The organism is Butyrivibrio sp. CB08 (assembly GCF_003625485.1).
Taxonomy (GTDB): domain Bacteria; phylum Bacillota; class Clostridia; order Lachnospirales; family Lachnospiraceae; genus Butyrivibrio.
Genome location: NZ_RAIR01000010.1, coordinates 82,992 through 94,923, shown reverse-complemented (window position 1 = coordinate 94,923; position 11,932 = coordinate 82,992). Strand labels below are relative to the sequence as shown.

Sequence of the window (11,932 nt, the reverse complement as noted above, 5' to 3'; positions counted from 1 at the left end):
TTTATCTTAATCGACATGCCCTACTCTTCCCCCTGTTTTATATCAGATATCCGTTAGTATCCCTCTCAAGGTCTGTCCACTGCTTTGGGATATCGCCGTATTTTGCAATGTATTCCTTGAAATCTCTGTTGAGCGCACTCATCTCATCAATTGCATTCATTGCGTGGTCAGAGGTGCAGAGTTTTCCAAGTTTTGTTGCGAAAATGAATTGGTAAAATGGGGTATATTTCTTCTTGAATTTTGGATTTCTAAAGTCTTTATCAGAATCAGGCATAATTTCATGCCCGTTGTCTTCCAAAACTGTATAAGCCGCAATAGTTGCATCCATGATCCTATTGATGTAGGCTTTGTCACGCTTAAGCTTTTTTATGTCTCCGTTTGCATAGTAGCATGCAAATGCTATGGGAATAACAGAAGCAGCATGACATAGCAGCCAATCAGCCATATTGGATTCATAGACGACTTTGAAGTTTGTTCCGGAAAAGATATTTCTTATAAAAGCCTCTTGAGATGGATTTCCTTTGACACTTCCTACGGTTATCTTATTTAGTGTTACCGATCTGATATAGCTCTTTTCCCTGTGCCCGGCAGACATTGCAAATGCAAAAAGAACTGACTTCTTCGATAGTGCTTTTGTGAGTTCGTCTGTCTTGAGATTGTTCCCAACAAATACTATGTTCTTGGAGCCATTGTTATTTAGATCCTCAACAACACTGTCCACTTGAGTGTATCTGACCACTACAAAAATAACGTCGTATATATCATCTGATTTCAGTTCATTTATCACAGGTATCTTCACATTGGTCTTCCTGCCAAAATAGTGATGTATACTGAGACCATTTCGTTTTATCTCTTCATACCATTTTCCACGGGCAAGGAGTGTGACATCTTTTCCCTGTCTGTACAGGCTGTTTGCAAGATTACCCCCTAGTACTCCTGCTCCATATACAAGTATTCTCATTTCATTCCCCTTTTTATATCCACGCTCTTAGGAAACCACGGGATGCACCTATTTACGTTTTTCTTATACTCAGCGTATTCTTCCCCGTATAAATCCAGGAGCCACTTCTCTTCTGTGTTGATCAAAGCTATTGTCATGATCAGCCAGTCAATAGCAGGAAACAAGAACAGCCATGCATTGTGCCACATTAGAGTTATTCCGGATAACGCAATCCACCAACCGCTGTACATGGGGTTCCTTACCCAGGAATATATACCCTTAGTCTGGAGCCTGTTCTCTATTATTGAGTCGTCCATATCCGAGCGCAGCGCGCCTATATACCAAACAGCTACTCCTAATACAATGAGCACTGCACCAATAATGCGAAATATGAGTATCCATGGATCATAAAGGATTCCTGTCTTAAACACATAGTTGAACAGGATAATGCCTATTATGTTTACCATGGCAATTCCATAGATTATATAAGGCCCAACTCCAAAAAGCGGAAGCTTTTGGCCTTCCTTCATGTAATTCTTTAACATTTTCTGATTACCTCGTCATAGCATGCCGGACCATCTGACAAATCTGAGTGTCTGATAAACTTTACATGCCTGGTAAGCCCCGAATAGGCCCTTGTATCCGTATTGCAGAATATTTTACAAAGGGGTCTTATTCCATAGGTTTCAAACATTTCAACATACATACATTTCGAAATACTATATTCGACCTTGTCCCTGGTGACATTGAAATATGCATAAGTTATGCTGCCATCAGTCACTCGTTTTTCATGGTCGCCAATGTTCCACTTCCTGGCGATGTCAAAGCTATTTGGCAGTGTATTGATAATGGCAATAATAACATTGAAAAATGCCCTTCCAGCTTCAAATCCACTGTTTACTATATCCATAATTTCACTGCCTGAGAAACCAAATTCCTTTAGTTCCAGGCACATTGCGATTACTGCATATACGTGAGGAGTGCTTGTGGATGGATAAACATTATGCTTTTTGAAATTGTCGGAAGCATACATCTCTGATAGTCGGGCCGCAAAAGCCTCAACTTTAGCATCGATATCCCCTAAGCCGGCTTTTTCAAGGGCTTTCCTATATATCTTTTTATAGGATTTTATCTTTTTCTCCATCTGTACTTCTCCGCTTTTATCGATGGTTACTGCCTACTAAAATATAACCACTACTATCCCCGCCACAATGGCTGCACCTACTATCCAAATCAACGCAAGAAAGGTGTGGAAAGTGTTCCGAGCACACCTTCCTTCCAAACAGCGGTATTATCAGCGTTTCCTGTACTGTATTTTTCTCAATGTGATACATGCTTCTCTACTCCGCTCCTTATTTCTTCGCCATAACTGTGATCCAAGGCTTACTCTCATGATGGTCTGTCTTAACTTTAGAAAATCCTGCCCCCTTCAGAGCTCCTTCAATCTCTTCTACTGTATGGCACTTCATACCATCAATAATGCTCTCGTATTGAAGACTAACTTTATCAGTCCCATCGGACTCATTTACGATCATAAAAGTTCCGCCGGGTTTAAGTGCCTTGTTTACCTCCGAGAAACACTTTTCCAGCCCGGGCCAGAAGTAGATTGTCTCAAAGGCAGTCGCAAGATCATACTGTTCGTTCATACCAAGCTTAGAAACATCGCCCTGCTGAACTTTACAGCGCCCTTTTTTGATCATATCGGTGTTGTAAGCAGTTGCCTTTTCAACCGAAACATCTGAATAATCAATAGCCGTGAGCTTTGATGACGGATACTTTTCCATAAGCGCATGTGCATTTCTTCCACCACCGCATCCAACTTCAAGAATTTCTTCCGGCGCAATAGTTTTTAAATGTGCCATTCCCCAGTCGGCCATCTTGGCGTGCCCACTGTTCATGCCATTGACCATCATCTGTCCCAGGAAACCTTCCGGCTTTCTTGTCTGACTTACAAAGTTTTTAAAAAGTCCCATAAATCATTTCCTCCCCATAAGAATCGCAGAACCTGTAAGAGCCATCCAGGTGGACTCCCACTTGCTCATGAACATACCGTTAGTAGTATCAACAAGTTTTACTTCTTCGTATCCCATATTTTTAAGCTTTTCTACAAAGCTTTCCATATCTCCATATTTTGCCTTGGACATAATATCGTGAATAGCAAATGTTCCGCCCTTCTTAAGGGTCCTTAGTGTTTCAAGAAGAATCGCCTGTCTATCCTTACTTGGTATGTTGTGATAAACATAGTTACTAGTTACTGCATCAAAGGTTTCATCTGCAAAATCAAGCTTACACGCATCACCCTGCTGAAAGGATGTATTATTTACGCCTTCAGCAGCCGAGTTACTTTCACAGAGATTCTTGCTGAATGAAGCATACTCTTTACCCCATCTGTCTATTCCAATGATCTGAGCACTTGGATTTTTCTTTGCACAGGCAATACTTAGAGCCCCACTTCCACATCCAACATCGAGGCATTTACCGCCATCCGGGATTTTTACATAGGATGAAACACCTTCTATTATCTGCTTAGACATCTGACGTGTTCCGTTATAGGAAAATGCCCTATACATCAGGTACATCCACAAAGATATCAAGGCAAAAAACACAGTTAGAATCAGCAATACCTTTCCTACTATTGAAGCAATACCCACAATTACTGTAACAACACATATCGCTGCAGTAATTCCAATCGTCCCAAGTACCATGCCTTTCGGCATCCAATTCTTGTAATCAGCCTTCATCGCCATTCCTCCTCGTATGTTTGATCATATCTATCCTCTCAATTACTCCGATATCTTCCAGCACATTTATCATGCGGTATACAGTAGCTACTCCCACAGAGGGATCTTTGCCTCGAACAATGCAACAGATATCCTTGCAGCTGGCTCCATCATTTTCAGCAATAACATCTGCAACTATCATTCTCTGTCTGGTTATTCTCATACCGCTCTCTTTTAAAGCCTCAACAATCTGCTCATTATTCATCATGCATCACTTCCAGCCAAACATTATTTCGTTAGTTTTAGCTAACCCATTCTCAAAAGAAAAGCCCGCACTAACCGGGTGTTTTTAATAGATATTTAATATCATGAAAATCATTATCAGTTATCTCAAATGTTAGCATATGCTAACTTCATTTTCAATAGTACTGCAGTATTTTTCTGTCTCATCTCCTATCCTTATTCAGCAAGATCTATTGCCCCACTCATCAAGGAACTTCAATATTAGCTTAAAGCTGTCCTGTCTGGCCTCCTCGCACTCTTTAGAATATTTTTTCTCAGCCGGAAGCATATGATTCAGAGCCCATTTGGCATAACCGGACATTTCATCAAGCCCGTCAGTAAGTGCATGGCTTGCTTTATCATATATACGCCATTCAACTCGATATTGATAATCTGCATCTCTAAGCACTTTTATCATTCTTGGAACAGCTTCATCTGAAGGCCACGCGTCATCATCTTTTGCTGCAAGAAAAAGCACGTCTGCATGCATGTTTTCAACTTTGATCCGCGATTCTTCCGTGACAGGATTATGGTCATATCCATATCTCATGAATCTCTTCAGTCCATATCTTTTGTCCCTGATTGCTTCTATGAATATTCGCAATAATCCCTGATCAATTAGTTGCCAGGGAGAATATGGCACATCGATTCCATGCCAGGTGTAAACAGACTTTCCAAGTCTTTTAAAATTATTTGTAGTACCCTCCATAACATGATCAAAAGGCACTACAGGGATAACGCAGCTGATTTCCGGGATCAACGATGCTGCTAGAAGCGTGTAACCAGCCCCGGTCGATGCTGATGTCATGGCAATCTTATTGATGCCCTTTTCTTCTTTGAGCCATTTTACTGCTTTTTCCACATAATCAATCGGTATGGAAACAAGTTCTTTTGGAAGCCCCTTCCACATATAGAACCCCAGCACAAGGACATTGTAACCCGCCTTGCGGAGGAATCTGCTCATGGATATACTTGTTTTTTCATCACATGAGGCTCCTCCTGCAGCTATTACCGCTTTCTGTTGATGAACAGTCCCTTGGAAATAAACTCCGACAAATCCGTTATTCTCTAATGTACATCTTTCCATTCTTTCAGCCTTTCTCGAATGATTGTCCTGTCAATCCCATGCTTTTGCTCATTTTAAGTTACTTCTATTGTAATGCCTTTGCCATATCAAAATTTCAGAACATAGGAAAAATGCCGCATTGGCAAGATGCGGCATTTCAGGTAGGAGATTTCTTATGACTATTTATGTCATTTTGTTAGTTATACCTAACACAGAAGATGTTAGCATGCACTAACTCCTATTGTCAATCCATGTAAATAAAAAGTTTTCTCACCTTATCGCGTGCAGTTATGTATTGTTTTTCGATTTTTCCTATAGTATGCTTTTACTCATAGGAAGGGGGGATCTCGATGTCTTTACAGGAATCCGGAGAAATGTATCTGGAGACAATCCATGTGCTTTCCAAGAAGTTAGCAAATGTACGCGCAGTAGATATAGGCGAAGAACTCGGATATTCAAGACCATCCGTAAGCCGCGCCATGCACATCCTCAAAGCTGAGGGCTTTATTACAATAGATGACACTGGCTTTGTCAAACTCACAAAAGCAGGGCAGAAAATTGCGTCTCGGATTTACGAAAGACATACTGTCCTCACTCGTCTTTTCATCAATCTCGGGGTAAATGAAAAAACTGCTTCCGACGATGCATGTCGCATCGAACATTATATAAGCGATGAATCTTTTAAAGCCATAAAAAAGCACATGGCACAGTTCTGTTAAAATCAATAAATATCTGTATCGGTTATTTATCCTTATCAAACGTGAGAAATCTTATCAACGATAAGCCTTGAAAAAGAAGTTAGCATATGCTAACTTCTTTTTCGTAAGCATTGTAGGAATCATATTATATTCCTAGAAAGGATGAGAAAAGTATGAGTAAAGTTAAAGTTGTTTTTTGGAGTGGAAGTGGAAATACACAGGCAATGGCAGACGCTGTCGCGAATGGCATAAAAAGTGCCGGTGCTGAAGCTGAGGTAACTACATTTGATTCCCTTAGTCCATCAGATGCAGCTAATGAATCAGTGATTGCTTTTGGATGTCCGGCGATGGGAGCAGAAGTACTTGAAGAAGGAACCGTTGAGCCCTTCATGGCTGATTATGAAACAAAGTGTAGCGGTAAAAAAGTTGCCCTTTTTGGTTCCTACGGTTGGGGAGATGGCCAATGGATGAGAGACTGGCAGGACAGGCTGGTTGCTGCAGGCGCATCCATCATTGGTGGTGAAGGCGTAATTGCGAACAATGCTCCGGATGATGATGCCGTTTCACAATGTGAGGATCTTGGAAGACAGCTCGCACAGGCGTAAATCTTTGCCCCTATAAAAGGCATTGGTACAAACACCAATGCCTTTCTGTTTCTATTCACGTTATGCATCATAATACATGAAATATACAGATTGTTAAAATCTATAAGTAAATTATTCTGAAATTTTATCATTCTAAAGCTTTCTTGCCTTTATACAAAATGATATCGGTAGCATTTCAGCCTTCCTTGTCTTAATGTCCGTTTTATCAGCTGCTTCCTCGGAATCAGTATCACTCTCTTCCACAAGCTGTTCAATAACAAACCCTGCCTTAGCCAACGCATTTATATATGTTGATATCTTTCGGTTACATAATATGATTTCGCTGTCATGAACTGGCATCTTAAAGTATGATTCATCAAAATAGCTTTTTGTCATCACAAGCTTGTCATCATCAAAAACATCATGCCTTTCGCTGCAAGACCATGCAATGCAGTAATTTAACGCATGATGCCAACTAAAAATGAATATACCATTCTTTTTGAGATACGATGCAATCTTGTTAAAGGTTCCCTGCAAGTCTGTTGTCCATCCGATACCATAGATTGAATATACGTAGTCAAAATAGTTTTTGGGGACATCCAATTCATCTTCCATTCTGGCGCATTGCAGGTGTGCTGAATACCCATTTTCTTTTAATAACTCAGATGCATTTTCAAGCTGTTTCTCAGAAAGATCTATTCCCCATAGCTCTCCAGCTCCTCTTTGTGCGTTGTATAATAGCGAGTGACCACTGCCACAGCATATCTCGAGCATCTTCTTATCATTAATATTTTGAAACAGATGCAAGTCATCTTCTGTAGGAAATCGAACACCGTACTTTGGCAGAGCTGTGGTTCCAAACCATAGGTCTGCATGTTCGTTCCAGTAATTCTTATTTACTTCAATTATTTCTTCGTTATCCATCTACACCTCAAAAAAACAGCTCGTAGCCCAATCCTCTTTCTTTATTTCCATTTCGATGACATTCCATGGCTGTTTGCTCACTATTTCCTTATCTATAAATCCAACCTTCTTATAACATTTATGAGCCAACTCGTTGTTTTCAAAAACACCGATGGTTACAACATCAACGCCAAGAATCTCAAAGGCATATTTCAGACCACCCTGTAACATCTGGGTTCCATAACCTTTGCCACGAATAGAGTCATCTACAACCACCCATCCAAAACGAAGTATTTTATTATCTCCGTGCAAATATCTCATGATAAAATGTCCGAAACCCCCGTTTTCATCAAATGCTATCCATGGATAAAAGTTATCCGGTTCTTTACAGTCACCATTATTCAGGCGGTATTTCTCATCAATAGTTTCTGCTGATATTGGAAACTCACCAAAGAGTTCTCCTCCCCATTTGAGGAATGCATCTTTATCTTTAACCCATTCTGCTATCTTTACGGCGTCACTACTTTTGTATTGTCGTAACCTAACCATAATCAATTACCTCATCGAACGATAACCTGGAAGTATATTGTTTCCTTAGTCATACATTTGCGTTAGCCGCATTGTATCCGTTTTCAAATTTCCTGCCATTATCATATGTCTCAATCTCAGATGCTGATAAATCGCCTTTTCCGTCATAACGATAAAACCGTCCGCCTTCAGCTATAAACTCCAAAATACAGTAATCTTCATCTTCGACACCATTCGGGTAGTACTTTTCATCTCCTTCATTCCAAAGAAGCTCTCTGTATTCCTTCTCAAAATGGGCAACAAAGCTTCCGTACAGGCACAGTCCCTCAAATTCCGAATCGTCAGAGAAATAGAGACAAGCATTCCCATTCTTTTGCAAACTCTGAACATGGGCTGAACTAGTATTTGTTGAAACCAGATGTCTGCCCAATCCTTTGTGCCATGTGCAAAACACTCTGCGAACATTCTGTCTGCCTGCTTCGTCTGTGTAACCAATCGTTGCAAAAAGAGAACGATTGACAAGATTCATTAATTCATCTTTTGTCATGTTTTTACCCCCGTAACCTCTTTATAAAACTGGAAATCCTAACCTAACAGCTGCATTATTCCTGAGATAATCGCTGCCAAAACAGGAAATCCCACGCATGACCCCACCCACTTCCTGACTCTGACTTTAGCTGTGATGTATGGAATAAGATCTTCTGTTCCGGGAATTATCCATGCTTTGGTGCATCCTACCCACCATTCATCTATAAAGAAGCGGTCAAACAAATTCATTATCATAAATATACACAATAGCTGCTTGAAACCATCCCAAAAGCCATTAACCCCATTGAAGAAATACGCAACACAGGGAACCACCGTAATAAGCGGCACGAAAAGCGCTATACCTGAAATAATCGATGCCTTCTTTATCCTCTCGGGTGTCGTTAGTCCTAGCTCTACCACTCTGTCTTTTACATCCTGCTCATAGAACACAACAAGGCCAACCGGTCCATTGGCGATTCCCACAACGCAGATCAACAGCAACCAAAAACACATTATTAAGCCTTCTAAAACAACCAGCATATTACTGTCCTTCCCTCTCGATCTTTTCTAATGTATCTTCAAGAATTGCTTTCCTCAGCTGTGTAAGCCATTCCGAAAAAGAAACTGTATCAAACGCATATGTCTTATTGAGCTCATACTCATTTTCAGACCATGTATCAATTGGGGACTCGTTATGTTGAATCAGGGCCTCCAGCTTATCCAATGACTTGTATAGCTTAGCCTCCTTAGTTTCTTGGGCATCCATCTCTTTATAAAGAGCAGCTATTTCCGCAGACAGTTCCTCAGGAAGTGATTCAACCCACTTATTCAGCAAAGAATCCTCAATCTCCCTGTCAGAATCTGTCTTTATAAATGTAGGAATATCTCCGGTAAAGCATTCTCCAAGATCATGAATGAGGCACATATCTACAACTTTATTTATATCTAAATCTTCGAACTCATGCTTAAGAAGAAATGCCATGAGCGAAATGCGCCAGCTGTGCTCTGCCACACTCTCTGTTCTTCTTTTCGTTGTAGTACAATGACGTGGAGTGTCCTTTAGCCTTTCAGCAACATGCAAAATCTCCAAATACTCCCTTGCGTTCATACAAGCGCCTCCTTGTTCTTATTTCTCCTTCTACCCTCTACATCTTTTCAGACAACTTATGAATAATCATACCTTGTTTCAGACAAAAATAAAATAGCCCTGGGGGTCCCAGAGCTATCGATATTATCCCTCATCTACTGCTTTCTGAGGAAAAGGTATTACATTTGATGGTTCATGTTGCTGTGCAATCCACAATGTTAGTTTCTGTTGCATGTTCATCCAGCTTTCTGCTGATGTATTTGTTGCTTTACTTATTCTTATTGCCATCTCCGGACTCAATGACGCTTTCTCATTAACAAACTCAGATAATGCTTTTCTGCTAACTCCAAGCATTCTTGCAGCATCAGTAATTGTAAGATTAAGTGGTTTCATTACATCTTCCAACAGTACCTTACCTGGATGCGTTGGTCTTCTAGTCATATAACCCCTTCCTTCATATCAGCTCTAATCTATCTCTTACTACACATATTATTGCAGTCATAACCATTGCTACGATTACAATTACCATTCCCACCTTATCGTAAGATGTATAGAACCCTTCTGAGAAATGCAGTTTTACATACTTGCCCCAGATTGTGCTGAGAATGACGAGTAGTGTAAATCCCAGAGAAGCAGCATACATGAGCGAAACAATTATGCTGGCCAGAAGATTTCTATCGCCATCACATTCAATCCCGAACGAATCCAAGTTTGATGCTACGATTATCCCCATGATAACAAGATAGACTATGGTTACAAAAAGAGCCTTCTGCCAGGATGCACATTCATAGCTGTTATGTATAAGTGCCATTATCAGCCCCACAAACATGATGCAGGAGAATTTTACCATTGGTCCTCCGGTCTGTTCATTTACTGTCAGCACAAGAATGATGATCTCAACAATGGCTATCAGAGCAATAGTACTGGCACGGGATTCGCCAGGTATTATGTCTTTAAGCCCCGGAAATTGAAACTGCAGTATAAATGAGCCAATAAGTCCTGTGAAAAAAGGCATCGCCCTGAATACGCCCAAAAATACAACGGCAACAATGGCAATAACAAGTGTCAATACAATATCAAGTAATAATCCTACCATCTTAACCCCCTATGATTTAGAAACAGGCTACTTCTTGGAAGCCGCCTTACTTAGTTTGTTGCTGTACACTGCGGCACGGCATAGGAACTTCAATTTTTCTACACCGTTCTTCATGAATACAGCTCTTTCTATGCCTTTTACGACACCTTTCTTGACTGCTTCGTTATACATCTTGCCAAGTCTGGCTCTTACTGAGGCAGGTGACTCATTGATATGATTCTCGATGAGAACCTGATCAACGTCCTTGAAAGTCTGAAGATCAGAGAGAGTAAACTCCCCATCCATCTTCCGGGACTCTGAGATCATGAGCTTAAGCGCAGTGGTGTAATCGTACCTCACCCTAGTGCTGTATTTCTCCTCTATCGCTTCCAGGATGAGGCTGTTAACAGTTACTTTCTGTTTGTCTGCAACCTTCTGAAGCTGCTTGTACAGATCTTCATTTATTGACAGATTGATTCTTGGCATATCATATCCTCCTATGAGTGTTACACATTCATCATAACACTTTGAGTATATGAGTGTTGCGCATATATGTCAACATGGATCTATACGACTCCGCTAGCCATGTCATGGCTAAGCTCGGATTGATAGTAGCTGCTCATTGTGGACGGCGCATTAAACAGCGCTGCCAACAAATAGTTCTTGATGTTACGAACCTTTGTAGTATTCTCTTTCATGCAGCCCATGACATACTCAAGATGCATGTTATTGAGCTTGAGAAACTTTGACTTAACAAGGTTTGTAGGATACTCGTTCTTTGAGATCCATATGCTCGGTTTCTGACAAAGAACTGTTTCCAACACCAGGTCATATATGCCTTCAATGATCTCTGTGTCTTGAGGATAACGCTCAAGCATAGTATCAACAGCCAGATTTTCCCTGACGATCTCAGCATAGGCATTATACTCATCATTCAGATCAGCCTTCATCGAAGAGATATGATTAGTAATAGTAATTAAATTAGTATTACTTGTATTATTATAATTAGGGTCGGAATTTCCGTGGTCTTGAACCCGAATTTCACGGGGTCTTGACTCCGATATTTCCGTGGTCTTGACCCCGATTTTTCCGGGGTCTGAAACATCAGCTTCAGATTCAGAACCCGATTTTTCCGGGGTCTGAGCTTCTGCTATGCCTTCAGAAATGAACTTCTTTAGGTATATGATTGTAGGCTTCCCTTGGCCCTGCTTTTTGCGCTCAATAAGCCCGAATTCTTCTAGTTTATTGAAGAGCACACGGATCTTATCGTCCCCAAAGCCCAGCATTCCTGAGGCTTCCTGCTGTGCAAAGTAGATAAAAGCCCTCTGCTGTTCATCAAACCACTTATTCTTGAGGGATAAAGACATCCTATCCAGCATAAGGCCGTAAAGAACCTTGGCAGACACGTCAAGCTCCTTAAAATAGGCATTTGTGAACAACAGCTTTGGTATTCTGTAAAAGGACAGCATCTCGGATTCTTGACCCTTGAAATAGTCAAATACGATTCTTTCGCTCAATCCT

The 11,932-nt window shown here is 40.7% G+C and carries 18 protein-coding genes; 2 read left to right on the top strand and 16 right to left on the bottom strand.

The window, feature by feature from the left end:
• Positions 1–37 precede the first annotated feature (37 nt).
• The 7 genes from D6855_RS15165 to D6855_RS15130 form a co-directional block, all read right to left on the bottom strand.
• On the bottom strand, positions 38–961 hold the full coding sequence (locus D6855_RS15165) for a ketopantoate reductase family protein (RefSeq protein ID WP_120742604.1): 924 nt from the start codon (positions 959–961) through the stop codon (positions 38–40).
• Positions 958–1,485, bottom strand: coding sequence for a methyltransferase family protein (locus D6855_RS15160; RefSeq protein ID WP_120742602.1), 528 nt, complete (start codon positions 1,483–1,485; stop codon positions 958–960). Before D6855_RS15160 ends, D6855_RS15165 begins: the two co-directional genes overlap by 4 nt.
• The gene (locus tag D6855_RS15155) at positions 1,479–2,084 is read right to left on the bottom strand and encodes an L-2-amino-thiazoline-4-carboxylic acid hydrolase (RefSeq protein ID WP_120742600.1); all 606 of its coding nucleotides are present in this window, start codon (positions 2,082–2,084) and stop codon (positions 1,479–1,481) included. The genes D6855_RS15160 and D6855_RS15155 overlap by 7 nt, the downstream gene beginning before the upstream one ends.
• A gap of 208 nt (positions 2,085–2,292) precedes the next feature.
• Positions 2,293–2,913, bottom strand: a complete 621-nt coding sequence (locus D6855_RS15145) for a class I SAM-dependent methyltransferase (RefSeq protein ID WP_120742598.1) — start codon at positions 2,911–2,913, stop codon at positions 2,293–2,295.
• Between the two features lie 3 nt (positions 2,914–2,916).
• On the bottom strand, positions 2,917–3,681 hold the full coding sequence (locus D6855_RS15140; protein ID WP_120742596.1) for a class I SAM-dependent methyltransferase: 765 nt from the start codon (positions 3,679–3,681) through the stop codon (positions 2,917–2,919).
• The gene (locus tag D6855_RS15135; protein WP_243111983.1) at positions 3,671–3,928 is read right to left on the bottom strand and encodes a Fur family transcriptional regulator; all 258 of its coding nucleotides are present in this window, start codon (positions 3,926–3,928) and stop codon (positions 3,671–3,673) included. The genes D6855_RS15140 and D6855_RS15135 overlap by 11 nt, the downstream gene beginning before the upstream one ends.
• A 195-nt stretch (positions 3,929–4,123) precedes the next feature.
• A complete protein-coding gene (locus D6855_RS15130; protein WP_120742594.1) occupies positions 4,124–5,029 on the bottom strand; it encodes an acyl-CoA thioester hydrolase/BAAT C-terminal domain-containing protein in 906 nt (301 codons plus the stop codon).
• A gap of 329 nt (positions 5,030–5,358) precedes the next feature.
• Between D6855_RS15130 and D6855_RS15125 the strand changes: the two genes are divergently transcribed.
• A complete protein-coding gene (locus tag D6855_RS15125; RefSeq protein WP_120742592.1) occupies positions 5,359–5,727 on the top strand; it encodes a metal-dependent transcriptional regulator in 369 nt (122 codons plus the stop codon).
• A gap of 152 nt (positions 5,728–5,879) precedes the next feature.
• Positions 5,880–6,311, top strand: a complete 432-nt coding sequence (locus D6855_RS15120) for a flavodoxin (RefSeq protein WP_120742590.1) — start codon at positions 5,880–5,882, stop codon at positions 6,309–6,311.
• A gap of 132 nt (positions 6,312–6,443) precedes the next feature.
• Here the strand turns inward: D6855_RS15120 and D6855_RS15115 are convergent, their stop codons facing one another.
• The 9 genes from D6855_RS15115 to D6855_RS15075 form a co-directional block, all read right to left on the bottom strand.
• The gene (locus D6855_RS15115) at positions 6,444–7,214 is read right to left on the bottom strand and encodes a class I SAM-dependent methyltransferase (RefSeq protein ID WP_120742588.1); all 771 of its coding nucleotides are present in this window, start codon (positions 7,212–7,214) and stop codon (positions 6,444–6,446) included.
• Positions 7,215–7,742: a GNAT family N-acetyltransferase gene (locus D6855_RS15110; RefSeq protein WP_120742586.1), complete on the bottom strand. Its 528-nt coding sequence runs from the start codon at positions 7,740–7,742 to the stop codon at positions 7,215–7,217.
• Between the two features lie 49 nt (positions 7,743–7,791).
• The gene (locus tag D6855_RS15105) at positions 7,792–8,268 is read right to left on the bottom strand and encodes a pyridoxamine 5'-phosphate oxidase family protein (RefSeq protein WP_120742584.1); all 477 of its coding nucleotides are present in this window, start codon (positions 8,266–8,268) and stop codon (positions 7,792–7,794) included.
• A 38-nt stretch (positions 8,269–8,306) separates the two neighbouring features.
• Positions 8,307–8,762 (bottom strand): hypothetical protein, encoded by a 456-nt coding sequence (locus D6855_RS15100; RefSeq protein ID WP_243111981.1) that lies wholly within the window; start codon positions 8,760–8,762, stop codon positions 8,307–8,309.
• 28 nt (positions 8,763–8,790) lie between these two features.
• Positions 8,791–9,357, bottom strand: coding sequence for an HD domain-containing protein (locus D6855_RS15095; protein ID WP_120742580.1), 567 nt, complete (start codon positions 9,355–9,357; stop codon positions 8,791–8,793).
• 123 nt (positions 9,358–9,480) lie between these two features.
• Positions 9,481–9,777, bottom strand: a complete 297-nt coding sequence (locus D6855_RS15090; protein WP_120742578.1) for a HigA family addiction module antitoxin — start codon at positions 9,775–9,777, stop codon at positions 9,481–9,483.
• Between the two features lie 13 nt (positions 9,778–9,790).
• Positions 9,791–10,432: a hypothetical protein gene (locus D6855_RS15085; protein WP_120742576.1), complete on the bottom strand. Its 642-nt coding sequence runs from the start codon at positions 10,430–10,432 to the stop codon at positions 9,791–9,793.
• A 27-nt stretch (positions 10,433–10,459) separates the two neighbouring features.
• On the bottom strand, positions 10,460–10,897 hold the full coding sequence (locus D6855_RS15080) for a hypothetical protein (RefSeq protein ID WP_120742574.1): 438 nt from the start codon (positions 10,895–10,897) through the stop codon (positions 10,460–10,462).
• 80 nt (positions 10,898–10,977) lie between these two features.
• Positions 10,978–11,928, bottom strand: coding sequence for a DUF6017 domain-containing protein (locus D6855_RS15075; protein WP_120742572.1), 951 nt, complete (start codon positions 11,926–11,928; stop codon positions 10,978–10,980).
• Between the last annotated feature and the right edge of the window lie 4 nt (positions 11,929–11,932).

Coding starts and splice junctions, on each gene's coding strand:
- D6855_RS15165 (WP_120742604.1), bottom strand. CDS start 961: ATGAGAATACTTGTATATGGAGCAGGAGTACTAGGGGGTAATCTTGCA.
- D6855_RS15160 (WP_120742602.1), bottom strand. CDS start 1,485: ATGTTAAAGAATTACATGAAGGAAGGCCAAAAGCTTCCGCTTTTTGGA.
- D6855_RS15155 (WP_120742600.1), bottom strand. CDS start 2,084: ATGGAGAAAAAGATAAAATCCTATAAAAAGATATATAGGAAAGCCCTT.
- D6855_RS15145 (WP_120742598.1), bottom strand. CDS start 2,913: ATGGGACTTTTTAAAAACTTTGTAAGTCAGACAAGAAAGCCGGAAGGT.
- D6855_RS15140 (WP_120742596.1), bottom strand. CDS start 3,681: ATGAAGGCTGATTACAAGAATTGGATGCCGAAAGGCATGGTACTTGGG.
- D6855_RS15135 (WP_243111983.1), bottom strand. CDS start 3,928: ATGATGAATAATGAGCAGATTGTTGAGGCTTTAAAAGAGAGCGGTATG.
- D6855_RS15130 (WP_120742594.1), bottom strand. CDS start 5,029: ATGGAAAGATGTACATTAGAGAATAACGGATTTGTCGGAGTTTATTTC.
- D6855_RS15125 (WP_120742592.1), top strand. CDS start 5,359: ATGTCTTTACAGGAATCCGGAGAAATGTATCTGGAGACAATCCATGTG.
- D6855_RS15120 (WP_120742590.1), top strand. CDS start 5,880: ATGAGTAAAGTTAAAGTTGTTTTTTGGAGTGGAAGTGGAAATACACAG.
- D6855_RS15115 (WP_120742588.1), bottom strand. CDS start 7,214: ATGGATAACGAAGAAATAATTGAAGTAAATAAGAATTACTGGAACGAA.
- D6855_RS15110 (WP_120742586.1), bottom strand. CDS start 7,742: ATGGTTAGGTTACGACAATACAAAAGTAGTGACGCCGTAAAGATAGCA.
- D6855_RS15105 (WP_120742584.1), bottom strand. CDS start 8,268: ATGACAAAAGATGAATTAATGAATCTTGTCAATCGTTCTCTTTTTGCA.
- D6855_RS15100 (WP_243111981.1), bottom strand. CDS start 8,762: ATGTGTTTTTGGTTGCTGTTGATCTGCGTTGTGGGAATCGCCAATGGA.
- D6855_RS15095 (WP_120742580.1), bottom strand. CDS start 9,357: ATGAACGCAAGGGAGTATTTGGAGATTTTGCATGTTGCTGAAAGGCTA.
- D6855_RS15090 (WP_120742578.1), bottom strand. CDS start 9,777: ATGACTAGAAGACCAACGCATCCAGGTAAGGTACTGTTGGAAGATGTA.
- D6855_RS15085 (WP_120742576.1), bottom strand. CDS start 10,432: ATGGTAGGATTATTACTTGATATTGTATTGACACTTGTTATTGCCATT.
- D6855_RS15080 (WP_120742574.1), bottom strand. CDS start 10,897: ATGCCAAGAATCAATCTGTCAATAAATGAAGATCTGTACAAGCAGCTT.